The organism is Aliamphritea hakodatensis, from assembly GCF_024347195.1.
GTDB classification, from domain to species: Bacteria; Pseudomonadota; Gammaproteobacteria; order Pseudomonadales; family Balneatricaceae; genus Amphritea; species Amphritea hakodatensis.
Map to the genome: position 1 here is coordinate 1,153,964 of NZ_AP025281.1, position 23,823 is coordinate 1,177,786.

Here is a 23,823-nt window from a genome sequence, read left to right on the forward strand (position 1 = left end):
CCTGCAAAAGGTGCTAGAATCTCGCCGCCCTCAGTGGCGGCTGTGATTATCTGACCGGATTTTGCTGTCTCCGGTCCGGATGAATTTTCAGCCTGAAACGGTATTTAAAAACCAAGTGAATTACTTGGTTATATAATTGACTAAAATACTAGGGTATTGCATAATCCCCCGCGTGCTCAGTTTGGGGTGAGGGAAGTATTTTATGCGATTAACAACGAAAGGCCGATATGCGGTTACCGCGATGCTTGATCTTGCGCTTCACGCAAGTGACGGACCTATCAGCCTGGCGGATATATCTGAACGTCAGGGGATTTCCCTGTCTTATTTAGAACAGCTATTCGCTAAGTTGCGTCGTAATGATCTGGTGCGCAGTGTACGTGGTCCCGGTGGTGGGTATCAGCTTAACCGTGAGCAGCATGCGATTGATGTCGCTGAAGTGATTGATGCGGTTAATGAGTCTGTTGATGCGACGGGATGCGGGCACAGTGGTGGTGGTCATACTGGTGGTTGTCAGGGGGGGAGTACCTGTCTGACACACCATCTGTGGTGTGATCTCAGTAGCCAGATACATGAATTTCTAAGCCAGATCAGTCTGGCTGATCTGATGGCCCGCCAAGATGTTCAGGCCGTCGCAAAACGTCAGGATCGTGAACAGCAGACGTTAATAGATACGAGTTTAATAGAGGCGAAAGTAAGCGCCTGAGTCTCTGATAAAGAGACGTTTTTGGAGAGTTGATGTAATGAAGTTGCCAATTTATTTTGACTACGCAGCCACTACACCGGTTGATCCCCGGGTAGCTGAGAAGATGATTGAATGTCTGACCATCGAAGGTAATTTCGGTAATCCGGCTTCCCGTTCTCATCTGTATGGCTGGAAAGCTGAAGAAGCTGTTGAGACTGCACGTCGACAGGTTGCTGACCTGATGAACGCTGATCCGCGTGAAATCGTATGGACGTCCGGTGCAACTGAGTCGGATAACCTGGCTATTAAAGGTGTGGCGCATTTTTATTCTAAAAAAGGCAAGCACATCATTACCTCCAAAATTGAACACAAAGCAGTTCTGGATACCTGCCGCCAGTTAGAGCGTGAAGGGTTTGAGGTGACGTACCTTGATCCGGATGCTGACGGTATTATTCAGCCTCAGGCAGTTGCTGATGCACTGCGTGAAGATACGATTCTGGTATCTGTTATGCACGTGAATAATGAAATCGGCGTGATCAATGACGTTGCAGCAATCGGTGAAATTACCCGTGCTAACGGTGTCTTGTTCCACGTAGATGCTGCTCAGAGTGCTGGCAAGGTTGATATCGACGTAGCTGCAATGAAAGTGGATCTGGTATCTGTTTCAGGTCACAAGATGTACGGCCCTAAGGGGATCGGTGTTTTGTATGTACGCCGTAAGCCGCGTGTTCGTCTGGAAGCTCAGATGCATGGTGGTGGTCATGAGCGTGGTATGCGTTCTGGTACCCTGGCAACCCACCAGATTGTTGGTATGGGTGAGGCAGCGCGACTGGCCAAAGAAGACATGCAGCTTGATAAAGACAAGATTACCGCGTTGCGTAACCGTTTCTGGAATGCGATCGAAGATATGGAAGAGATTCATATCAACGGTTCCGTTGATCAGCGTTACATTGGTAACCTGAATGTAAGTTTCAACTACGTTGAAGGTGAGTCACTGCTGATGTCACTGAAAGATCTGGCGGTTTCTTCAGGTTCTGCATGTACATCTGCGAGCCTTGAGCCTTCATACGTACTGCGTGCGCTGGGTCTGAATGATGAGATGGCGCACAGCTCGATCCGTTTCTCTATCGGGCGTTTTACTACCGAACAGGATATTGACGATGCTGTCGAACAGATTCGCGAAGCGGTTTCCAAGCTGCGTGAATTGTCGCCTCTGTGGGACATGTACAAAGACGGTGTTGATTTAAGCAAGGTTGAATGGGTTCATCACTAAGCGTCGCTTGGCTGGTGAAACCAAACTGAGGAGGTCGTTATGGCTTACAGTGATCAGGTAATCGATCATTACGAGAATCCGCGTAATGTCGGCAAAATGAATGATAAAGATACCAACGTTGGCACAGGTATGGTGGGTGCACCTGCATGTGGTGACGTTATGCGCCTGCAGATTCAGGTTAGCGATGAAGGTGTTATTGAAGACGCTAAGTTTAAAACTTACGGTTGTGGTTCCGCGATTGCTTCAAGCTCGCTGGTAACTGAGTGGGTTAAAGGCATGACTCTGGATGAGGCTGCCGAGCTGAAGAATACTAAAATTGCGGAAGAGCTTGCGCTGCCACCAGTGAAAATTCACTGTTCAGTACTGGCTGAAGATGCAATTAAAGCGGCTGTTGCTGATTACAAAGAAAAGCAGGCTAAGTAAGCTTGTCCGGCACCCGGTCGTCTCCGGGTGCTGACCGGTATTCTAGGAGGAAACTTATGGCAATCACAATGACCAGTGCTGCGGCCAATCATGTGAACCGTTATCTTGAATCCCGAGGGCAGGGAACAGGTATTCGTCTTGGTGTGAGAACCTCCGGGTGCTCCGGTATGGCATATGTCCTTGAGTTTGTTGATGCTGTTCAGGATGAAGATCAGGTCTTTGAAGCTGAAGGCGTTAAGATTGTCATTGACCCGAAAAGCTTGCTCTATCTGGACGGTACCGAATTGGATTTTGTTAAAGAAGGCCTGAATGAAGGCTTTAAGTTTAACAATCCTAATGTTAAAAATGAGTGTGGTTGCGGCGAAAGCTTCAACATCTGAACCGTTAGAGGTTCCTGACTCCCGTTTCTTTTTCAGCCGCTGTACTTGTCCGGATTGCATCCGGTCGTGCAACGGCTGAATCGTATCTGCCGGCTCTTTCATGGATATAAAACAGAACTATTTTGAGTTTCTTGGTCTGCCGGAGAGTTATCAGCTCGATAAGCAGGCGTTGTCTGAGCGTACCCGCGAACTGCAGAAAACGTTACACCCGGATAAGTTTGCACATCTTGCAGATCATGAGCGCCGTCTTTCGGTTCAATATACCGCGTATCTGAATGAAGCGGTTGCGACCCTGAAGTCGCCGTTAAGCCGCGCACAGTACCTGCTTTCTCTGCGGGGAGAAGATACTTATTCAGAATCATCTGTTCAGCTTGACCCCATGTTTCTGATGCAGCAAATGGAACTGCGTGAAGCTGTTGAAGACATTGCGGATGCCGACGATCCGGATGCGGCTGTTGAAGACATGTATACCGAGGTTGCTGAGCGCAAGCAGGTGTTCCAGGCTGAATTTCAAACCCTTTATGATCAGGCGGATTATCCGGCTGCAGCAGTGACTGTCAGAAAAATGCAGTTCATTTATAAGCTGGAGCGGGACGTAGAAGCGCTTGAAGACAAACTTTACGATTAATCATTATGGCCTTATTGCAGATTGCAGAGCCGGGACAAACCCCGGAACCCCATCAGCGCAAGCTGGCAGTGGGGATTGATTTAGGTACAACCAATTCTTTAGTGGCTGCTGTACGTAATGGTGAAACTGTTACGCTGCCGGATCATGACGGTCAGCATTTGCTGCCCTCGGTTGTCCGCTATACCGAAGCTGAGCCTGAAGTGGGTGCCACAGCGCTGGCGCAGGCAGCCAGGGATCCGTTCAATACGATCGTTTCTGTGAAGCGTCTGATGGGGCGTGGCATTGCTGACCTTAAGGCCCTGGATGGTCAGGCGGTTTATCGCTTTGCGCCTGCTGATGGTGGGATGCCTTATATTGAAACGGTTGCGGGAAATAAAAGCCCGGTCCAGGTGTCGGCTGATATTCTGTCCAGCCTCAAAGTGCGGGCCGAAGATACGCTTGCCGGTGACTTGGAAGGTGCTGTTATTACCGTGCCTGCTTACTTTGATGATGCTCAGCGTCAGGCAACGAAAGATGCTGCTCAACTGGCCGGTATTAAGGTTTTGCGCCTGCTTAATGAGCCTACAGCTGCCGCTGTTGCTTACGGACTTGATGAAGGTGCGGAAGGGGTTATTGCTGTTTATGATTTGGGCGGCGGTACCTTCGATATCTCAATTTTGCGTCTGAATAAGGGTGTGTTTGAAGTGTTATCCACCGGTGGCGACAGTGCCCTGGGTGGTGATGACTTTGATCTGGCGCTGGCCGGGTGGTTTAAGGATCAGCTTCAGTTGGCAGATGTTGATGCCAGGCAGTCCCGTGAGCTGACAGGTCGTGCCCGTTGGGTTAAAGAGCAGTTGTCGGCGAATGCTGCTGTGGATGTGACCTTTGAATTGCTTGATGGGGCGCCATCTCTGAATGTGACCCGGGAGCTTTTTGACAGTTTAGTTGAAGGATTAATTAAGAAGACGCTGTCTGCCTGTCGCCGGGCCCTGAAGGATGCCCGGGTAGAGCTGGATGAAGTCAGTGAAGTCGTGCTTGTGGGTGGCAGCACCCGCGTCCCGGCGGTACGTGAGCGGGTTGAAAACTATTTTAAACGTGCACCTCATGTGAATATTGATCCGGACCGGGTGGTGGCAATTGGTGCCGCTATTCAGGCCGATTTGCTGGCAGGCAACAAGCCGGACAGTGAAATGCTGCTGCTGGATGTTCTGCCGTTGTCCCTGGGGCTGGAAACCATGGGCGGGCTGACGGAAAAAGTTATCCACCGTAACACGCCGATTCCTGTGGCTAAGGCGCAGGACTTTACCACCTATCAGGACGGCCAGAACGGCATGGTTATTCATGTTGTTCAGGGGGAGCGTGAGCTGGTTGATGATTGCCGCTCACTGGCGCGTTTTACTTTACGCGGTATCCCGCCGATGGCGGCCGGTGCGGCTAAAATCCGGGTGTCTTTCCAGGTTGATGCTGACGGTCTTCTGAATGTGTCAGCCAAAGAGTTGTCCACGGGTGTGGTCAGCGAAATTCAGGTGAAGCCGTCTTACGGTTTGGCGGATAATGAAATTGCCGACATGCTGAAAGCTTCTTACAGTAATGCTGAAGAAGATATGCATGCCCGTAGCCTGCGTGAACAGCAGGTTGAGGCTGACCGTATTCTGATTTCACTTGAGCAGGCAATTGAAGCCGATGGTGATGTGCTGCTCAGTGCTGAAGAGTTGAAGCATTTGCGCGAGCAGATGGCGCTGCTGCTTCAGTTGCGTCATGGCTCAAATTACAAGTTAATCGAAAAAGGCGTGAAGGAGCTGGCTAAGGCCAGTGATTTCTTTGCTGCACGCCGCATGGATTTAAGCATTAAAGAAGCGCTTAAAGGTCAGAGCGTTGATGATATTGAAGGGGATATGTAATGCCACAAATTATTTTCTTACCCCATGATGAGTTATGCCCTGAAGGTAAGGTAATTGAAGCAGAGCCGGGTGTGACCGTCTGTGATGCTGCCTGGGCTGAGGGTATTGAGATTGAGCATGCGTGTGAAAAATCATGTGCCTGCACGACCTGTCATGTGATTGTGCGTGAAGGGTTTGACAGCCTGGAAGAGTCTGACGAACTGGAAGACGATATGCTTGATAAAGCATGGGGGCTGGAACCTGAGTCACGCCTGAGTTGTCAGGCTGTTGTAGGTGATGAAGACCTGGTGGTGGAGATACCTAAATATACGATCAACCAGGTATCTGAACGCCACTGAGGCGGGAGAACAGTATTATGTCTTTTAAATGGGTAGATGTGCACGACATTGCCATCGAGCTTGATGAGCGGTATCCGGACACGGATCCGCTAACCGTCAGTTTTCCGGATCTGTATGAATCGGTGATGGCGCTGGAAGGCTTTGATGATGACCCTGACCGTTGCGGCGAAAAGATTCTTGAGGCTATTCAGATGGCCTGGATCGAAGAGCGACAGTGAACACCGTAAAAAGCCCGCAAAAGCGGGCTTTTTCGTCTTTGAGGATGCTGTTATCTGTCAGGCTCATGGCGTATAATGGCGCGTTTTTCTAATATCCCTTGTGTCCTAAAATTTAAGAGGATTTATAGCAAATGGCTATCGAACGTACTTTTTCAATCATTAAGCCCGATGCAGTTGCCAAGAACGTTGTCGGCAAGATCGTTTCTCGTTTTGAAGAAGCGGGTCTGAAAGTGGTTGAAATGCAGATGAAATCTCTGTCTCAGGCTGAAGCAGAAGGTTTCTACGCAGAGCACAAAGAACGTCCATTCTTCGGCGATCTGGTTGCTTTCATGACTTCCGGTCCTGTTGTTGTTCAGGTTCTGGAAGGTGAGAACGCTATCGCTCTGAACCGCGAGCTGATGGGTGCTACTAACCCACAGGAAGCTGCTGAAGGTACTATCCGTCGCGATTTCGCTGAGTCTATCGACGCGAATGCTGTACACGGTTCTGACGCGCCTGCTTCTGCAGAGCGTGAAATTGCTTACTTCTTCGGTAAGTAATATCTGTTGGGCCGGGACACCGTGTTTCGGCCCACTGTTTTATGATGTTAGGTGAGATATGACTGAAGCCACACAAAAAGTTAATTTACTGGGACATTCGCCACAAAAGCTGGCTGAATATTTTCAGAGCATCGGTGAAAAGCCGTTCCGTGCTACCCAGGTATTGAAGTGGATTCATCAGTTCGGTGTCAGCGATTTTGCTGAGATGACTAACATCAGCAAGGCGTTACGGGAAAAGCTTGCCTCGGTGGCAGAAATCCGTGAGCCTGAAGTTCTGGTTCAGAACATTTCCAAAGACGGTACCCGTAAGTGGGTCATTAAGCTGGAAGGCGGCTCTTGTGTTGAAGCTGTACTGATTCCGGAAAATGGCCGGGCAACCCTGTGTGTATCTTCGCAGATCGGTTGTTCGCTTGACTGCAGTTTTTGCTCCACAGGTAAGCAGGGGTTTAACCGTAATATGAGTGCCGCCGAAATTATCGGTCAGGTACGGGTGGCAATTCGCTCTTTTGGTCCTTTTGATCCTTCCGGTGACCGCCGTGTGACGAACGTGGTGTTTATGGGTATGGGCGAGCCCCTGATGAATTTTGATAACGTTGTTGATGCTATTCAACTGATGATGGATGACAACGCTTATGGTTTATCCAAGCGCCGCGTGACCCTGAGTACTTCGGGTGTGGTACCTGCGCTAGATAAGCTTCGTGAAGTAACGGATGTTTCTCTGGCAATCTCACTTCACGCCGGTAACAACGATCTGCGTGATGTGTTAGTACCGATCAATAAAAAATATCCGATTGATGAGCTGGTTGCGGCCTGTAACCGCTATATGGACAGCCTTAACGATAAGCGTGTAATTACGGTCGAGTACACATTGATCGAAGGCATTAATGATCAGCCTCAGCACGCCCGGGAGTTAGTTAAAGTATTGAAACGCTTGCCTTGTAAGCTGAATTTGATACCTTTTAATCCTTTCCCTAATTCGGATTATCTGCGGCCGTCGGAAGATGCCATTCAGGCATTTAAGATGATTGTAGTTAAAGCGGGTATTATTACTACTGTCCGCCGGACCCGCGGGGATGATGTAGATGCGGCATGTGGTCAGTTAGTTGGCCAGGTTATGGACCGGACCCGCCGCAGTGAAAAGTATATTCCGTTAACTCCTGCTGATGCTGTACAGGTACAACAGGCTGTTAAACACTAAGTTTGTCAGGAGAGACGCGATTGAAAAGCTGTTTAGTTGTTCTGTTATCAGTACTGCTCGCAGCTTGCGCGGGTAATACAACTCAGACAAACGGTAATCTGAATAACGGTGCGGCAGATGCTTATACCCAGTTGGGTATTCAGTATCTGCGTGATGGCGATAACGCCAATGCCAAGCAGGCTTTTCACCGTGCCACACAGATAGACCCGGATACAGAGCTGGCTTATAACGGGCTGGCGATGGTCTTTCAGCTGGAGAATGAAGCTGATCTGGCTGAAGAGTATTTTAAACGGGCTGTTTCTATCGCACCGGATAATGCTGTTCTGCGAAATAATTACGGTGCATTTCTGTTTAGCCAGGAGCGTTATCAAGAAGCCTGTAAAGAATTGGCGGTCGCGACACAGGATCCGTTTTACGCACAGCGGGCTCAGGCATTTGAAAATCTGGGGCGTTGTTATCAGAACCTGAAACGTTTTCCGGCTGCTGAACATGCATTCAAGCGAAGCCTCAATCTTAACCCGAATCGTCCTGTTGCCTTAATCGAACTGGCAGATACGCTGTTGGCTGAAAATCAGCCGGATGAGGCTTTCATCTATTTTGAGCGTTTCGGTGAATTAGTTGATAACCGTCAGGTCGAACATTACGCTAGGAGCCTTTGGTTAGGTATCCGCATCTCCAGAGTCAAAAATAATTCGATTAGTGCAGCGACTTATGGTTTGATTCTTAAGAATTTATTTCCAGATTCGCAAGAATACCGTGAGTATAAGGAGTCATCTCGGTGAGTAGAAAAGAACCGCAAAGTGGCGATAGTGAACTGCAGGAACTGGTTTTTCCTGTTGATGAGCTGATTCAGGCGCGTGAAGACAGCGGCCGTACTCAGGATGATGTGGCACAGGAGCTGCGTCTGTCGATGCGATACATTCAGGCGTTGGAAACGGCTGAGTTTGAAGCGCTGCCAAGTATGGTGTTTGCCCGTGGATACATCCAGAGCTATACCAAGTTGCTCGGTTTGGATGCGGACCGTTATCTGGCAATTTTTGATGAGCTGACGACGCCGGGTGGAAAGCAGCGCCGCCGCCCGATCCGTGCGGTAGGAAAAGTTGATCAGCAGGCTAAGTCAGGTGATTTTGCCGTCAGAAGCTTTACCTGGATTATTTTGCTGGCCCTGATCGGTGTTTCAGTGTGGTGGTGGAAGGCTCAAAGTAATCCTGAGTTGTTATCTGACCTGTGGCCGGCAGGGGAAGCAGCGCAGGAAGTCGTTGTTGAAGGTGACGGAACGCTGCAGTTAAACATTGAAGCGGAGCCGGAAGTTGACAGTTTTCCGCCTGTAGATGTTGACCCTGTCAGTGTGCCTGTAACCGAAAAAGCAGATGAGGTTTTAGCCAGCGCTGAAGCTGTACTGGAGCAGGCAGCGGAAGCTGTGCAGGATGTTTCAGGTGATAATGCACAGCCTGAAGAAGCGACTAATGACAGTGGAACGGAACAGCCTGAGGCTGCTTTGAATGCTGAGCCGGTAACGGGTATTACTGCGCAAACGGATATTCAGCTTGAGACTGCGCAGGTTGATCCTCCGGTTCTGGTGCCAGCACAGGAAGAGCGTCAGTCTGTTGGGACCGATTCAAGTGTTGGCCGGTTACTGATCGATTTTCTAGATGATTGCTGGATCAGTGTGAAAGATGTAAATGGTCGGGTCCTGGCAATGCGAATTAAACCGGCAGGCAGCCGGCTTGATGTTTCAGGTCCCGGTCCTCTGAAAATTCAGATTGGCAAAGTCTCCGCGGTTAAAAGTATCACCTTTAACGGCCAGCCGGTTGATCTGAGTAGTTACACCCGTTTAGATGTGGCAAAGCTGAATTTGCCCGCAAGTGAATAAGTTATCTGTTAGGACTAGTTAAATTGGCAAAAATCAAAGCCATCCGCGGAATGAACGACATTCTGCCGGAGCAGACTCCCGTCTGGCAATTCCTCGAATCAACTGTGAAAAATGTACTGGCTACCTACGGCTACAGCGAAATCCGTATGCCGGTTGTTGAACAGACTGATTTGTTTAAACGTTCGATCGGTGAAGTCACGGACATTGTTGAAAAAGAAATGTATACCTTTGAGGACCGCAACGGTGAAAGCCTGACGCTTCGTCCTGAAGGTACTGCCAGCTGCGTGCGTGCCGGTGAAGAGCACGGTTTGTTGTTTAATCAGACCCAGCGTTTATGGTATCAGGGACCGATGTTCCGGTATGAAAAGCCGCAAAAAGGACGCTACCGTCAGTTCCATCAGATTGGTGTTGAAACTTTCGGTATGGCCAGTGCTGATATTGATGCAGAAGTGATCATGCTCAGTGCGCGCCTCTGGAAACAGCTGGGAATCCTTGATGCGGTGACGTTGCAGCTGAATTCACTGGGCAGCAATGAAGCGCGGGCGGTGTTCCGTGCAGATCTGGTTACCTATCTGGAAGCACATAAAGATGAGCTTGATGAAGACAGCCGCCGGCGTCTTGAGTCAAATCCGCTGCGAATTCTGGACAGTAAAGATGCCGGTACTCAGGCTTTGCTGGATAAAGCACCTGTGCTGAATGATTATCTGGATGAAGATTCTAAGTCGCACTTTGCTGAGCTGTGTGAATCCCTTGATGCTGCCGGAATTAAGTACGAAATCAATCCCCGTCTTGTACGTGGTCTGGACTACTACTGTAAAACAGTATTCGAATGGGTGACTGATAAGTTAGGGGCTCAGGGGACTGTCTGTGCAGGCGGCCGTTATGACGGTCTGGTACAGCAACTGGGCGGCCGGGCAACACCCGGTGTAGGTTTTGCCATGGGTGTTGAACGCCTGATTTTGTTGTTGGAAACCCTCAATGTGGTACCGGACGCGTTGCGTCAGCCATTTGATGTTTACCTGGCGGCGGAGCATAAAGGCATTCAGTCCCGTATGGTTGTTCTGGCCGATCAGCTGCGGGATGCTGTGCCCGGGCTGCGTATTCAGCTGCATTGCAGTGGGCTGAAAAACATCGCCAATAAAGCCCGGCAGACCGGCGCTGCCTGGGTAATCCTGGTACGCCAGAATGAAGAAGGTTCACTGGTGTCAAACCTGTGGTATAACTCCGAGCCGAGCTACGATGTTGCTGAGTCGGATATTGCTGCTTTATTACAGCAACAGCAGGCATAAATTAGTTTTTAGAGTTTTATAAAGCACGGGAGTATGTTGTGGCTGAATTGCGCACAGAAGAAGAACAGGTTGAAGCGTTAAAGAAGTGGTGGCAGGAAAATGGTAAGTCACTGGTTCTGGGTGTGCTTCTGGCCGGTGCAATTATTTTTGCATGGAAAGGTTGGCAGAATAACCAGCAAGTAAAAGCTGAAACAGCAGCCGCACTTTATCAGAACCTGATTCAGGCGGTTGCATTAGCCAGCGCCCCGCAGGCAACTGAAGAGCAGAAATCAACCGCTGCTCACCTAGCGGGTAATCTTAAAGATGACTTTGACGACACAGCTTACGCCCGCTTTGGTGCTCTGCTTAATGCCCGTCTGTTACTGGATGCCGGTGATAAAGAAGGTGCTATCGCGGAGTTCGACTGGGTGCTGTCGCAATCTGAAGACCCGGTGATGACAGTCGTAACAACAATGCGTAAAGCCCGTGTGCTGGCATCAAAAGGCGATGTTGCAGCAGCAATTACGTTATTGAATGGTGTGAGTTCTGATGCCTTCCAGGTGAGCCTGATGGAGCTGAAAGGCGATCTGCAGCTGAAAAATAACGAGCCGGTCAAGGCCCGTGAAAGCTATCAGCAAGCGCTGGATCTGGCGGGTGATGAAGCTCGTCCTATTTTAGTTATGAAACTCGATAATCTGGCCGTTGAGGGTTAACAATGAACTATCTGACACGCCTGGCGGCCGTTGGCCTTATGGCTGCAAATCTGAGTGCCTGTGGCTGGTTTAGCAGTGAAGTAGAGGTTGAGCCGGCGCCTCTGGTTAAATTTGAAGCTGAAAAAGACGTTGATCTTCTCTGGCGTACTTCTGTGGGAAGCCTGGGGGAAAAGTTTAATCAGCTAACCATGGGCATTACCACTGACCGTATCTATACCAGCAGTGTGTCAGGTAATGTTTATGCGCTAGACCGTGCCAGTGGCGATGTTGTCTGGTCGGCTGAGCTTGATGTGCCGGTTGCTGGCGGTGTCGGTGTCGGTCCGAAACAGATCGCCGTGACAACTGAGCAGGGAATGCTGATTGTCCTGAACAATGAAAACGGTGAAGAGATCTGGCGTAAGCAGTTACAGGCTGAAGCGCTTAGCCCTGCTCAGATGAACGAGCAGTTGCTGGTAAGCCAGCTGCAAAACGGCAGTCTGGTGGCATTTGATGTTAACACCGGTGAACAAAAGTGGACCTACGATACTCAGATTCCGGCGCTGACACTGCGCGGAACCAGTGCGCCTATCGTTGCGCTGGATGCGACGCTGGCAGCATTTGCTAACGGCAAGCTGGTTGCCGTGGATAACCGTAACGGCGGTTTACTGTGGGAGCGCTTAATTGCAGCGGCTGACGGCAAATCGGAACTGGAACGCATCATTGATATTGATGGTCAGCCAATTCTTGCGAACGGTGTTGTCTACGTTGTCAGCTATCAGGGTAAGCTTGTTGCTGTCAGTGTACAGGATGCACAGGTACTGTGGTCGAAGGATGCTTCCAGCTACCGCCAGTTAGCTGCAGGTTTCGGTAACATCTATGTCAGTGAAGATAACAGCTTCATTCAGGCTTACGATCAGCGTACCAGTGCCAGTGTCTGGCAGCAGCCTGCACTGGAATTACGTGAAGCATCTGCGCCAGCAGTAATCGGTAACACAGTTGTAGTCGGTGACTTTGACGGTTATCTGCACTTCATGTCTCAGATTGACGGTCGCTTCGTCGCCCGCTATCAGGTTGACGGATCAGGTATCCGCAGTGACATGAAAGTGGTTGATGACACTTTGTATGTGCTTACTAACGCCGGTCGTCTGGCTGCTATAAAACTGCAATAAGTTTTAAATTCTATATAATGGCGGTCCGTTGCTGTGCAGCGGGTCGCCATTTTGTTTTATATTGCTGAGAAAATGGTTGGATCATAAATCAGATCCGGAATGTTAATCCCTATTCAGCAATACCTTAATTTTTAAGAGTCTGATCAGAATATGATTCCTGTAATCGCCCTTGTGGGCCGGCCAAATGTTGGAAAATCGACCCTGTTTAACCGGCTGACCCGATCCCGTGATGCCCTGGTTGCTGACTATTCAGGCCTGACCCGGGACCGTAAATACGGTGAAGGACGCCTGGGCGAGCGTGATTATATCGTTGTGGATACCGGTGGTATCTCCGGTGATGAACAGGGTATTGATTATAAGATGGCTGAACAATCTCTGTTGGCCATTGATGAAGCAGACATCGTATTATTTCTTGTGGATGGCCGTGCCGGCCTGAACCCGGCAGATGAACTTATTGCCGACCACCTGCGCCGCTGTGAAAAAGATGCCTACCTGATCGTTAACAAGACCGACGGTATTGATCCGGATATCGCGATGAGCGACTTCTACAGTCTAGGTCTGTCTGAGCCATTGCCTATAGCAGCCTCTCACGGTCGGGGCGTTACCCAGCTGATTGAACATGTATTGGAAGAAATTCCGGTTATTGAACTCAGCGAAGAAGAGGAAGAACTGCAGCGGAGTAAGAAAATTGCCATTATCGGCCGGCCTAATGTGGGTAAGTCGACGCTGGTTAACCGTCTGCTGGGTGAAGACCGGGTCGTGGTATTTGACCAGGCCGGCACAACCCGTGACAGTATCTATATTCCTTACGAACGTAACGGGGAGCCGTACACCCTTATTGATACCGCGGGTGTTCGCCGGCGTAAGAATGTACGTGAAGCGGTAGAAAAATTTTCCATTATTAAAACTCTGCAGGCCATTAAAGATGCCAATGTAGTTGTTTTGGTAATCGATGCTCAGGAAGGAATTTCAGAGCAGGACCTGCACATGCTGGGTTATGTGCTTGATGCTGGCCGGTCTCTGGTTATCGCACTGAATAAGTGGGATGGAATGAGCGGTGAAGAAAAAGAAGAAGTGCGTGAACAGTTACGCCGTCGTCTGGACTTCGTATCATTTGCCCGTATGCATTTCATTTCAGCGTTGCATGGTAGCGGAGTCGGCGAGCTGTATGCTTCGATAGATGAAGCCTATGAATTTGCAATGATGAAATGGGCAACCAATAAACTGACCCGTTTACTGGAAGATATCGTTGCAGATCATCAGCCGCCAATGGTCCGTGGTCACCGGATTAAGTTGCGATATGCGCACCAGGGGGGATCAAACCCTCCGGTGATTGTTATCCATGGTAACCAGACTGCAGAACTGCCTAACTCTTATAAGCGCTACCTGGAAAACAAGTTCACGAAAGTATTAGGCATTAAGGGTACGCCGTTACGCTTTGAATTCAGAAGCAGCGATAATCCGTTCAAGGATAAGAAGAATGAGCTGACCAAACGCCAGCAGATGAAAAAGCTGCGCTATAAACAGCATTTGGCCAAGCAAAAGAAGAAGTCTAAAAAGCGCTGATCAGTTAAAAAAACGCCGTCTGTCTATGACGGCGTTTTTGTATCTGAAGGTTGCATTCTGTTTATGCGTAACGGGGTTAGCAAAACGCGTTGTTATGTACTACATATAATGATGCTGTTCGGTCAGGTGCATAAGGTTGTTTCAGGCAAGTGACATAAATATTAAGAAACTGAAAAAGCCTGTTGACACTTTTGGCTGCGTGCCTATAATACGCCCCCACATTGAGACGCAGGGCAGCGGCAACGCAGCTAGACAAGCTTAATGAGAGTCAGAATAAACCACTGAAAAACAAATTGTTTTGAAGTGTGAGTTAGCTGATTCGACCGGAACGAAAAAGGTGTTTTCCGGTTTTGATAAGTTCTTCGGAATTAATCAAAATCTTCTGAAAATAACCGTTGACTTCCACCGGGTGTTGAGTAGAATACGCACCTCGCTCGAGACGACGGCAACGACGGTTACACCGGTTGCGAAAGTGGTTTCAAGCAACGCTCTTTAACAATTTGATCAGATAATTCGTGTGGGCGCTTGTTGAGATGAAGCACAAAAGCTTTATCAAAGTAAGCAACTTTTGTCTTCGGACAAACACGTGAATTCATTTAAGATGTTTTTATGAAAGTTAGTGTAACTTTGAGCTAGATTTAAGACACCAAATTCCGGTGTCGAAAAAATTAAACTGAAGAGTTTGATCATGGCTCAGATTGAACGCTGGCGGCAGGCTTAACACATGCAAGTCGAGCGGTAACAGAGAGTAGCTTGCTACTTTGCTGACGAGCGGCGGACGGGTGAGTAACGCGTAGAAATCTGCCTGGTAGTGGGGGATAGCCCAGAGAAATTTGGATTAATACCGCATACGCCCTACGGGGGAAAGCAGGGGACCTTCGGGCCTTGCGCTATCAGATGAGTCTGCGTCGGATTAGCTAGTTGGTGGGGTAATGGCCTACCAAGGCGACGATCCGTAGCTGGTCTGAGAGGATGATCAGCCACACTGGGACTGAGACACGGCCCAGACTCCTACGGGAGGCAGCAGTGGGGAATATTGCACAATGGGCGCAAGCCTGATGCAGCCATGCCGCGTGTGTGAAGAAGGCCTTAGGGTTGTAAAGCACTTTCAGCAGTGAGGAAAGGTGTGTACTTAATACGTGCATACTGTGACGTTAACTGCAGAAGAAGGACCGGCTAACTCCGTGCCAGCAGCCGCGGTAATACGGAGGGTCCGAGCGTTAATCGGAATTACTGGGCGTAAAGCGCGCGTAGGCGGTTATTTAAGTCAGATGTGAAAGCCCCGGGCTCAACCTGGGAACTGCACCTGATACTGGATAACTAGAGTACAGAAGAGGGTGGTGGAATTTCCTGTGTAGCGGTGAAATGCGTAGATATAGGAAGGAACACCAGTGGCGAAGGCGACCACCTGGTCTGATACTGACGCTGAGGTGCGAAAGCGTGGGGAGCAAACAGGATTAGATACCCTGGTAGTCCACGCCGTAAACGATGTCTACTAGCCGTTGGGACACTTGATGTCTTAGTGGCGCAGCTAACGCACTAAGTAGACCGCCTGGGGAGTACGGCCGCAAGGTTAAAACTCAAATGAATTGACGGGGGCCCGCACAAGCGGTGGAGCATGTGGTTTAATTCGACGCAACGCGAAGAACCTTACCTACTCTTGAAATCCTGCGAAGTCGGAAGAGATTCTGATGTGCCTTCGGGAACGCAGTGACAGGTGCTGCATGGCTGTCGTCAGCTCGTGTTGTGAAATGTTGGGTTAAGTCCCGTAACGAGCGCAACCCTTGTCCTTATTTGCCAGCACTTCGGGTGGGAACTCTAAGGAGACTGCCGGTGACAAACCGGAGGAAGGTGGGGACGACGTCAAGTCATCATGGCCCTTACGAGTAGGGCTACACACGTGCTACAATGGCCGGTACAGAGGGCTGCAATCCTGCGAGGGGGAGCTAATCTCACAAAACCGGTCGTAGTCCGGATTGGAGTCTGCAACTCGACTCCATGAAGTCGGAATCGCTAGTAATCGTGAATCAGAATGTCACGGTGAATACGTTCCCGGGCCTTGTACACACCGCCCGTCACACCATGGGAGTGGATTGCACCAGAAGTAGCTAGCTTAACCTTCGGGAGGGCGGTTACCACGGTGTGGTTCATGACTGGGGTGAAGTCGTAACAAGGTAGCCCTAGGGGAACCTGGGGCTGGATCACCTCCTTAAACGATAGCGGATTCTTAGCAAGCGTTCACACGAATTATCTGATCAGAATGTAAAGAGAGCGAATTGGTATTTATACCAAGATATAGGCTTGTAGCTCAGCTGGTTAGAGCGCACCCCTGATAAGGGTGAGGTCGGTGGTTCAAGTCCACTCAGGCCTACCAACTTTCCATTTCTCTTCGTTAAGTTTCTCGTCGTGTAGCAGGCTACACGTCCTCAAAACTTGCCTCGATTAATGAAAAGTTCGGCAGTGACGATCGAAATTTCGCTCAAGTTTAGGAAAGTTTTAAAAAATACTCACGCTTAAGTGACTATCTTTTAAAGCTTTTTGCTTTAAACGCTCTTTAACAATTTAAATCCTGTAAAAACGAGAATTAAGTAAGACAAATGTACAAGCGCTAATCCGGCGTAAATGTATCGTTACTTCAGCGTTAACTGTTTAACAGTTGGCTATGAAGTTTTATCAGTTACTTTGAATCAGACCCTTTTGGGTTATATGGTCAAGTGACTAAGCGTGCACGGTGGATGCCTTGGCAGTCAGAGGCGATGAAGGACGTGGTAACCTGCGATAAGGTTTGGGGAGTCGGTAAACAGACTTTGATCCAAACATTTCCGAATGGGGAAACCCACCCAGTATAAGCTGGGTATCTCTTAAGTGAATACATAGCTTTAGAGAGGCGAACCCGGGGAACTGAAACATCTAAGTACCCGGAGGAAAAGAAATCAACCGAGATTCCCCTAGTAGCGGCGAGCGAACGGGGACCAGCCCTTAAGCTGTGTTGTAGTTAGTAGAACGCTCTGGAAAGTGCGGCCGTAGTGGGTGATAGCCCCGTATACGAAAACTTATACGCAGTGAAATCGAGTAAGACGGGACACGTGATATCCTGTTTGAATATGGGGGGACCATCCTCCAAGGCTAAATACTCCTGACTGACCGATAGTGAACCAGTACCGTGAGGGAAAGGCGAAAAGAACCCCTGTGAGGGGAGTGAAATAGAACCTGAAACCGTGTACGTACAAGCAGTGGGAGCAGACTTGTTCTGTGACTGCGTACCTTTTGTATAATGGGTCAGCGACTTAATTTCAGTAGCAAGGTTAACCGTTTAGGGGAGCCGTAGGGAAACCGAGTCTTAATAGGGCGTATAGTTGCTGGGATTAGACCCGAAACCGAGCGATCTATCCATGGGCAGGTTGAAGGTTGAGTAACATCAACTGGAGGACCGAACCGACTGTCGTTGAAAAGCCAGCGGATGACTTGTGGATCGGAGTGAAAGGCTAATCAAGCTCGGAGATAGCTGGTTCTCCTCGAAAGCTATTTAGGTAGCGCCTCATATCTCACCTACGGGGGTAGAGCACTGTTTCGGCTAGGGGGTCATCCCGACTTACCAACCCGATGCAAACTCCGAATACCGTAGAGTGCAATTATGGGAGACACACGGCGGGTGCTAACGTCCGTCGTGGAAAGGGAAACAACCCAGACCGTCAGCTAAGGTCCCAAAGTTATGGTTAAGTGGGAAACGATGTGGGAAGGCTTAGACAGCTAGGAGGTTGGCTTAGAAGCAGCCACCCTTTAAAGAAAGCGTAATAGCTCACTAGTCGAGTCGGCCTGCGCGGAAGATATAACGGGGCTCAAACCATACACCGAAGCTACGGACGCAGCTTGTCTGCGTGGTAGAGGAGCGTTCTGTAAGCCGTTGAAGGGAAAGCTGTAAGGCATCCTGGAGGTATCAGAAGTGCGAATGCTGACATGAGTAACGATAAGGGGGGTGAAAAACCTCCCCGCCGGAAGACCAAGGGTTCCTATCCAATGCTAATCAGGGTAGGGTGAGTCGACCCCTAAGGCGAGGCCGAAAGGCGTAGTCGATGGGAAACAGGTTAATATTCCTGTACTTCTTGTTATTGCGATGGAGTGACGGAGAAGGCTAGGCCATCACGGCGTTGGTTGTCCGTGTTTAAGGCTGTAGGCTGGGGGATTAGGAAAATCCGGTTCCCTAAGGCTGAGAGTTGATGACGAGTCCTCTTTTGGACGAAGTGGTTGATGCCATGCTTCCAGGAAAAACTTCTAAGCTTCAGATAACAAGAAATCGTACCCCAAACCGACACAGGTGGTCAGGTAGAGAATACCAAGGCGCTTGAGAGAACTCGGGTGAAGGAACTAGGCAAAATGGTACCGTAACTTCGGGAGAAGGTACGCCCCTGACGGTGATGAGACTTGCTCTCTAAGCTGTTGGGGGTCGAAGATACTAGGTGGCTGCGACTGTTTATTAAAAACACAGCACTCTGCAAACACGAAAGTGGACGTATAGGGTGTGACGCCTGCCCGGTGCTTGAAGGTTAATTGATGGGGTTAGCTTCGGCGAAGCTCTTGATCGAAGCCCAAGTAAACGGCGGCCGTAACTATAACGGTCCTAAGGTAGCGAAATTCCTTGTCGGGTAAGTTCCGACCTGCACGAATGGCGTAACGATGGCCACACTGTCTCCACCCGAGACTCAGTGAAATTGAAATTGCGGTTAAGATGCCGTATATCCGCGGCTAGACGGAAAGACCCCGTGAACCTTTACTATAGCTTCGCAGTGGACTTTGATATTACTTGTGTAGGATAGCTGGGAGGCTTTGAAACTTGGACGCCAGTTCGAGTGGAGCCAATCTTGAAATACCAGCCTGGTACTATTGAGGTTCTAACGCAGGTCCCTTATCGGGATCGCGGACATTGTGTGGTGGGTAGTTTGACTGGGGCGGTCTCCTCCCAAAGAGTAACGGAGGAGTACGAAGGTGCGCTCAGCATGGTCGGAAATCATGCATCGAGTATAAAGGCATAAGCGCGCTTGACTGCGAGACAGACACGTCGAGCAGGTACGAAAGTAGGTCTTAGTGATCCGGTGGTTCTGTATGGAAGGGCCATCGCTCAACGGATAAAAGGTACTCCGGGGATAACAGGCTGATACCGCCCAAGAGTTCACATCGACGGCGGTGTTTGGCACCTCGATGTCGGCTCATCACATCCTGGGGCTGAAGCCGGTCCCAAGGGTATGGCTGTTCGCCATTTAAAGTGGTACGCGAGCTGGGTTTAGAACGTCGTGAGACAGTTCGGTCCCTATCTGCCGTGGACGTTTGAGATTTGAGAAGAGTTGCTCCTAGTACGAGAGGACCGGAGTGAACGAACCTCTGGTGTTCGGGTTGTCATGCCAATGGCATTGCCCGGTAGCTATGTTCGGACAGGATAACCGCTGAAAGCATCTAAGCGGGAAGCCCCCTTCAAGATGAGATCTCACTGGGACCTTGAGTCCCCTGAAGAGCCGTTCAAGACCAGGACGTTGATAGGCTGGGTGTGTAAGCGTTGTGAGGCGTTGAGCTAACCAGTACTAATTGCTCGTGAGGCTTGACCATATAACGCCAAAAGCGTTTGGTTGTGCACAGGCACAACATGATCAAGAACTGAAGATACATTGAAGAGCTTGCTGAAAAGCGAGACGGATTAGAGTTTGTACATTGTTTTGAAACATAAGCTTAAGACTCGGCCTGAATAAGGCACACAGGATTTAGATTGTTACCTTTTTTGCTTGGCGACCATAGCGAGATGGAACCACCCGATCCCTTACCGAACTCGGAAGTGAAACGTCTTAGCGCCGATGGTAGTGTGGGGCTTCCCCATGTGAGAGTAGGTCATCGCCAAGCACCTAATATGAGAAACCCCAGTCGCGAAGCGGCTGGGGTTTTTTCATGTTACGAGTTTGATAATCCAGTGCTCGCATGGGGAAGCAAATAAAGAGGCGCGCTTGCGCGTTCATGTCCCATGTAGAGTAGGGTAAAACCGGAATGAGACGACGCGCAGCGTTGGCCCGGTTTTACGATCAGAGCCTCCGGCTCTGGGACTTCCATCGCCAAGCACCTAATTAAGAAAACCCGCTACGCTGTAGCGGGTTTTTTTTCGTCTGCAGGAAAGGCTTCCACCGCCAGGCACCTGATTAAGCCCCTTCATAAAGCACAGCTTGCTACCTTGTAGCAGGGCTTTTTTTCGTCTGCAGGAAAGGCTTCTATCCTCCGGCACTTAATTAAGGCTCTCTTTAAGGCCCTCCTTTAATACACTTCATAACGACGCGAAGCGTTGGCCCGGTTTTACGATCAGAGCCACCGGCTCTGGGACTTCCATCGCCAAGCACCTAATTAAGACTCTCTTTAAGACACTGGCTGCTATCTTGTAGCAGTTTTTTTTCGTCTGCAGGAAAGGCTTCCACCGCCAGGCACCTGATTAAGGCTCTCTTTAAGGCTCTTGATAAGGCACAGGCTGCTACCTTGTAGCAGGTTTTTTTTGTCTGGAGGAAAGGCTTCCACCGTTATGGGCCTGATCAAGACTCTCTTTAAGATACTGAATACAGCGCTTTAACCGATTTTATCCATTGGGGGAAGTGTTGGATCGTCAGCTGCGATATTTTTCAGTGATGCGTTAGTCTTAAGAATCAAACGTATGTTATAAATGTGTCTCAGCGTGAATCCTTGGATGTAAGGGGGTTGAGTGGATACGGTTGTAGTGGGTGACTCAGCTACTTTGGATAAGACGTATATTGCGGTATCAGGAATACTGATTTTTGATTCTGATGGTCTGATCAGTTTCGCCAATGAGCAGGCGGCGGTTCTTTTAGAGTCCAGTCCGCTAAATTCCAGTCCGGCTGACCTTATTGGCAGAACGGTTCCGGATCTTTTTCAATCAGCAGGAAGCTTTCTGGCTGAAGCGTTCTGGTGCGCTTTACTGCGCAAGTCCGGTCATAATATATCCGTCAGGTTAAGTGGCTTTTCCGAGACGCAGTGGCTTGCAGAGTTTTCTGCAGGCCCGGTGTTTACTTCCTTAGATGATGATCTTCACGCCCGTCTGCGCCATGCCGTTGACAGTGGTATGGAAGGGCTTTCCCTCCACAATGCTGATGGCTTGTTTGTTTACGTGAATCCTGCTGAAGCAGAGTTGTATGGTTACCGGGTTGATGAGCTGATCGGTGAGCACTGGAGCAAATTATATTGTCCTGACCAGGTAGAACTGATCAATGAATTATATTTCCCGGTGGTTCTTGCTGAAGGTAAGTGGCGCGGTGAGCTTAAGGGACAGCGTAAGGATCAGAGCAGATTTGATGTAGAAGTCTCACTGACACTGATTCGCGATGAAGCGGATACGCCTGTCGGTTTGATCTGTACCTGCCGGGATATTTCTGAGCGTAAGTTGACCGAACATCAGCTCAGGCAGGCCGCAGCAGTGTTTGCCAGTGCCGGTCAGGGGATTGTTATCACAGATGTTGATTTCCGGATCATTGCTGTTAACCCGGCCACGCTTGATACCTCCGGATATACTGAACAGCAGTTGCTGGGTCAGCCGATTTATTTTCTTTCCAACAAAGATCGCCGTAACATCCGGATCGCCGACCTGTTTGCTCTGGCCGCGCAGGGGAAGTGCTGGCAGGGTGAAATCTGGGCGAAACGGGCTAATGGTCAGATTTATCCGATCTGGATGACTATGTCAGCGGTATATACGGACAATGAAAGCCTGACCAGTCTGGTGTTTGTCTTTTCCGATATCTCCAGCACTAAAGAAGCGCAGGCCAAACTTGACCGTTTAGCCCATTATGATCATCTCACCGGCTTACCTAACCGTCTGCTTCTTAATCAAGAGCTGGATACAGCGATTCTCCGGGCTAAGCGCCGGCAACAAAAAATCGCTCTGTTGTTTCTTGATCTGGATTATTTCAAAAATATTAATGACAGCCTGGGCCATGCGGTTGGCGATGAGTTACTCAAGGAAGTCGCAAGGCGTATCAGGGAATGTTGTCATCCGGATGATATGGTAGCCCGTCTCAGTGGTGATGAGTTCACGGTTGTTTGTCAGAACCTTCCCGGTATTGAGCAGGCTGAGCATCTCGCGTCCCGGCTTATTAGCTGTATCTCTGAGCCGATGGAGGTAGCCGGTCATGATTACTATCAGAACGTCAGCATTGGTATTGCTATGTATCCGCGGGATGGCAGTTGCATTTCTGAACTTATGAAAAGTGCTGATATTGCGATGTACCAGGCGAAAGCTGAAGGACGACAGAGTTACCGTGTGTATGATCATGATATGGCAAAGCAGGCCAACGAAATACTCATCGTAGAACGGGAGCTACGTGAAGCCCTGGTGGCTGAACAGTTTGTGCTGCACTATCAGCCGGTTCTGTGTGCGGAAGGTAATCTGAAAGGGCTTGAAGCTCTGGTTCGCTGGCAGCATCCTGAGAGAGGTCTGGTCTTTCCTGATCATTTTATTCATATAGCAGAAAGCTCACGGATCATTATCAGTCTTGGAGAATGGGTGTTACGTGAGGCCTGTGCTCAGGCAAGGCGCTGGCTGGATGCCGGACTTGTCTTTGAGTACGTTGCAGTTAACGTTTCCGGGGGGCAACTGGAATGGGATTTTTATCAGCTTGTTGAAAGGGTATTGGCAGAAACCGGATTGCCTGCCAGCTTTCTGGAGCTGGAAATTACAGAAACCTATCTGATGACTGACTTACAACGGCCTGAGCGGGTGTTGCAGTCGCTACGCAGCCTGGGTGTTCATTTAGCAATTGATGATTTCGGGATCGGCTATTCTTCACTGGCGCGGTTAAAGCAGCTGCCCATAAACCGTCTTAAGATCGACCGTTCTTTTATCCGCGATATTGTTCAGGACGACGGTGATCTTTCGATTGTTAATGCCATTATCGCGATGAGCAATACGCTGGGCCTGAATGTTACGGCTGAGGGGGTTGAGACCGAAGCACACTACAAGCTGCTGAAACAGCATTCCAGAGTGTGTTCACAGGGATACTATTTCTCGCGGCCTGTGGGTGTGGCAGCTGTTGAATACTGGTATGAGGACAAGTATGGGGCCCTGATCTAGAGTGTTCTCCAGCGCAGGCCCAGAGAGCTGCTGTAGCCCATACTTTTCTCAGCAATTGTTCCGTCAGTATCAATCAGGTAATAGGTTGGAAAAGCAGAAATTTTATAGGCGTTACTCACCCGTTGGTTGCCCATTAATACCGGCACCTGAACTTCCTGCTCACCAATAAATTCACTGACTTCACTGGCTGATGTGTAATCCAGAGCCACGGCTACTGCATCTACTTCACCTGATACTGCTGACAGATTGCCGATACTGAGTTTACAGATGCTGCACCAGGGAGCAAAAAAATACACCAGTGTCTGTTTACCTGGGGTGAACAGTGGCGAGCTTTCGGAGGACTGAAGAATCGGCAGTTCAAAGTTGTCTGCGGGCTGATTATCTGCCAGTAAGTTACGTTCCTGCCAGGCGGTGATACCGATAAAAACGGCAAGTATCAGAGCGATATCTTTCCAGTACTTTTTTAACAGTGTTTTGGGATTCAGGATGGCAGGCATAGATGTCTTATTGTTATCGAATTGATTCAGTTAAAGATCAGACAACGGAACCTGCTAAAAAATTCAGCCTGTCAGATGTAAACCCGGTATTAATTT

Annotated in this window: 18 protein-coding genes, 1 tRNA gene and 3 rRNA genes; 21 read left to right on the forward strand and 1 reads right to left on the reverse strand. The window is 49.4% G+C overall.

All coding sequences use genetic code 11. The annotated features are described in order from the left end of the window. The first annotated feature begins 202 nt into the window (after positions 1–202). The 21 genes from iscR to PCI15_RS05340 all read left to right on the forward strand — a co-directional run bounded on the left by iscR (position 203) and on the right by PCI15_RS05340 (position 23,230). Complete coding sequence (gene iscR / locus PCI15_RS05240) at positions 203–703, forward strand: Fe-S cluster assembly transcriptional regulator IscR (RefSeq protein WP_271273309.1); 501 nt, start codon at positions 203–205, stop codon at positions 701–703. A 37-nt stretch (positions 704–740) separates the two neighbouring features. Continuing rightward, on the forward strand, positions 741–1,955 hold the full coding sequence (locus PCI15_RS05245; protein WP_271273310.1) for an IscS subfamily cysteine desulfurase: 1,215 nt from the start codon (positions 741–743) through the stop codon (positions 1,953–1,955). A gap of 39 nt (positions 1,956–1,994) precedes the next feature. Then, the gene (gene iscU / locus PCI15_RS05250; RefSeq protein ID WP_271273311.1) at positions 1,995–2,378 is read left to right on the forward strand and encodes a Fe-S cluster assembly scaffold IscU; all 384 of its coding nucleotides are present in this window, start codon (positions 1,995–1,997) and stop codon (positions 2,376–2,378) included. Positions 2,379–2,434: 56 nt separating this feature from the next. After that, positions 2,435–2,758, forward strand: coding sequence for an iron-sulfur cluster assembly protein IscA (gene iscA, locus PCI15_RS05255; RefSeq protein WP_271273312.1), 324 nt, complete (start codon positions 2,435–2,437; stop codon positions 2,756–2,758). Between the two features lie 100 nt (positions 2,759–2,858). Next, positions 2,859–3,386 (forward strand): Fe-S protein assembly co-chaperone HscB, encoded by a 528-nt coding sequence (gene hscB, locus PCI15_RS05260; RefSeq protein WP_271273313.1) that lies wholly within the window; start codon positions 2,859–2,861, stop codon positions 3,384–3,386. Between the two features lie 5 nt (positions 3,387–3,391). Continuing rightward, positions 3,392–5,266: a Fe-S protein assembly chaperone HscA gene (gene hscA / locus PCI15_RS05265; protein ID WP_271273314.1), complete on the forward strand. Its 1,875-nt coding sequence runs from the start codon at positions 3,392–3,394 to the stop codon at positions 5,264–5,266. Beyond that, a complete protein-coding gene (fdx, locus tag PCI15_RS05270) occupies positions 5,266–5,604 on the forward strand; it encodes an ISC system 2Fe-2S type ferredoxin (RefSeq protein ID WP_205659205.1) in 339 nt (112 codons plus the stop codon). Before hscA ends, fdx begins: the two co-directional genes overlap by 1 nt. A gap of 17 nt (positions 5,605–5,621) precedes the next feature. After that, positions 5,622–5,822 carry a Fe-S cluster assembly protein IscX gene (iscX, locus tag PCI15_RS05275; protein ID WP_271273315.1) on the forward strand — a complete coding sequence of 67 codons (201 nt, stop codon included), beginning with the start codon at positions 5,622–5,624 and terminating at the stop codon, positions 5,820–5,822. A 131-nt stretch (positions 5,823–5,953) separates the two neighbouring features. After that, positions 5,954–6,361: a nucleoside-diphosphate kinase gene (ndk, locus tag PCI15_RS05280; RefSeq protein ID WP_205659207.1), complete on the forward strand. Its 408-nt coding sequence runs from the start codon at positions 5,954–5,956 to the stop codon at positions 6,359–6,361. A gap of 58 nt (positions 6,362–6,419) precedes the next feature. Then, entirely contained in the window at positions 6,420–7,559 is a 1,140-nt protein-coding gene (gene rlmN / locus PCI15_RS05285; protein WP_271273316.1) for a dual-specificity RNA methyltransferase RlmN, read from the forward strand. 20 nt (positions 7,560–7,579) lie between these two features. Further along, positions 7,580–8,341 carry a type IV pilus biogenesis/stability protein PilW gene (gene pilW / locus PCI15_RS05290; protein ID WP_271273317.1) on the forward strand — a complete coding sequence of 254 codons (762 nt, stop codon included), beginning with the start codon at positions 7,580–7,582 and terminating at the stop codon, positions 8,339–8,341. Next, entirely contained in the window at positions 8,338–9,432 is a 1,095-nt protein-coding gene (locus PCI15_RS05295) for a RodZ domain-containing protein (RefSeq protein WP_271273318.1), read from the forward strand. Before pilW ends, PCI15_RS05295 begins: the two co-directional genes overlap by 4 nt. Before the next feature lie 50 nt (positions 9,433–9,482). After that, a complete protein-coding gene (gene hisS / locus PCI15_RS05300) occupies positions 9,483–10,721 on the forward strand; it encodes a histidine--tRNA ligase (protein ID WP_271274580.1) in 1,239 nt (412 codons plus the stop codon). A 38-nt stretch (positions 10,722–10,759) separates the two neighbouring features. Beyond that, complete coding sequence (locus PCI15_RS05305; protein ID WP_271273319.1) at positions 10,760–11,413, forward strand: YfgM family protein; 654 nt, start codon at positions 10,760–10,762, stop codon at positions 11,411–11,413. 2 nt (positions 11,414–11,415) lie between these two features. Next, entirely contained in the window at positions 11,416–12,561 is a 1,146-nt protein-coding gene (gene bamB / locus PCI15_RS05310; protein ID WP_271273320.1) for an outer membrane protein assembly factor BamB, read from the forward strand. Between the two features lie 150 nt (positions 12,562–12,711). Continuing rightward, positions 12,712–14,127 (forward strand): ribosome biogenesis GTPase Der, encoded by a 1,416-nt coding sequence (der, locus tag PCI15_RS05315; protein WP_271273321.1) that lies wholly within the window; start codon positions 12,712–12,714, stop codon positions 14,125–14,127. A 670-nt stretch (positions 14,128–14,797) separates the two neighbouring features. Next, a 16S ribosomal RNA gene (locus PCI15_RS05320) occupies positions 14,798–16,339 on the forward strand. 85 nt (positions 16,340–16,424) lie between these two features. Then, a tRNA-Ile gene (locus tag PCI15_RS05325) sits at positions 16,425–16,501 on the forward strand. A gap of 334 nt (positions 16,502–16,835) precedes the next feature. Next, positions 16,836–19,725, forward strand: a 23S ribosomal RNA gene (locus PCI15_RS05330). 172 nt (positions 19,726–19,897) lie between these two features. Next, positions 19,898–20,013, forward strand: a 5S ribosomal RNA gene (rrf, locus tag PCI15_RS05335). The 16S, 23S and 5S rRNA genes sit together here with 1 tRNA gene alongside, the layout of an rRNA operon. A gap of 838 nt (positions 20,014–20,851) precedes the next feature. Continuing rightward, positions 20,852–23,230 (forward strand): putative bifunctional diguanylate cyclase/phosphodiesterase, encoded by a 2,379-nt coding sequence (locus tag PCI15_RS05340; RefSeq protein WP_271273322.1) that lies wholly within the window; start codon positions 20,852–20,854, stop codon positions 23,228–23,230. On the opposite strand, the gene PCI15_RS05345 is transcribed toward PCI15_RS05340, so the two are convergent. Next, complete coding sequence (locus tag PCI15_RS05345; protein WP_271273323.1) at positions 23,227–23,727, reverse strand: redoxin family protein; 501 nt, start codon at positions 23,725–23,727, stop codon at positions 23,227–23,229. The two genes, PCI15_RS05340 and PCI15_RS05345, sit on opposite strands and share 4 nt — an antisense overlap. Positions 23,728–23,823 lie beyond the last annotated feature (96 nt).

Bases quoted from the DNA above. Each gene is read 5' to 3' on its own strand.
- PCI15_RS05345 (WP_271273323.1), bottom strand. From the start codon at position 23,727: ATGCCTGCCATCCTGAATCCCAAAACACTGTTAAAAAAGTACTGGAAA.
- hscB (WP_271273313.1), top strand. From the start codon at position 2,859: ATGGATATAAAACAGAACTATTTTGAGTTTCTTGGTCTGCCGGAGAGT.
- fdx (WP_205659205.1), top strand. From the start codon at position 5,266: ATGCCACAAATTATTTTCTTACCCCATGATGAGTTATGCCCTGAAGGT.
- hisS (WP_271274580.1), top strand. From the start codon at position 9,483: ATGAACGACATTCTGCCGGAGCAGACTCCCGTCTGGCAATTCCTCGAA.
- der (WP_271273321.1), top strand. From the start codon at position 12,712: ATGATTCCTGTAATCGCCCTTGTGGGCCGGCCAAATGTTGGAAAATCG.
- iscU (WP_271273311.1), top strand. From the start codon at position 1,995: ATGGCTTACAGTGATCAGGTAATCGATCATTACGAGAATCCGCGTAAT.
- iscR (WP_271273309.1), top strand. From the start codon at position 203: ATGCGATTAACAACGAAAGGCCGATATGCGGTTACCGCGATGCTTGAT.
- ndk (WP_205659207.1), top strand. From the start codon at position 5,954: ATGGCTATCGAACGTACTTTTTCAATCATTAAGCCCGATGCAGTTGCC.
- rlmN (WP_271273316.1), top strand. From the start codon at position 6,420: ATGACTGAAGCCACACAAAAAGTTAATTTACTGGGACATTCGCCACAA.
- iscX (WP_271273315.1), top strand. From the start codon at position 5,622: ATGTCTTTTAAATGGGTAGATGTGCACGACATTGCCATCGAGCTTGAT.
- PCI15_RS05245 (WP_271273310.1), top strand. From the start codon at position 741: ATGAAGTTGCCAATTTATTTTGACTACGCAGCCACTACACCGGTTGAT.
- bamB (WP_271273320.1), top strand. From the start codon at position 11,416: ATGAACTATCTGACACGCCTGGCGGCCGTTGGCCTTATGGCTGCAAAT.
- hscA (WP_271273314.1), top strand. From the start codon at position 3,392: ATGGCCTTATTGCAGATTGCAGAGCCGGGACAAACCCCGGAACCCCAT.
- iscA (WP_271273312.1), top strand. From the start codon at position 2,435: ATGGCAATCACAATGACCAGTGCTGCGGCCAATCATGTGAACCGTTAT.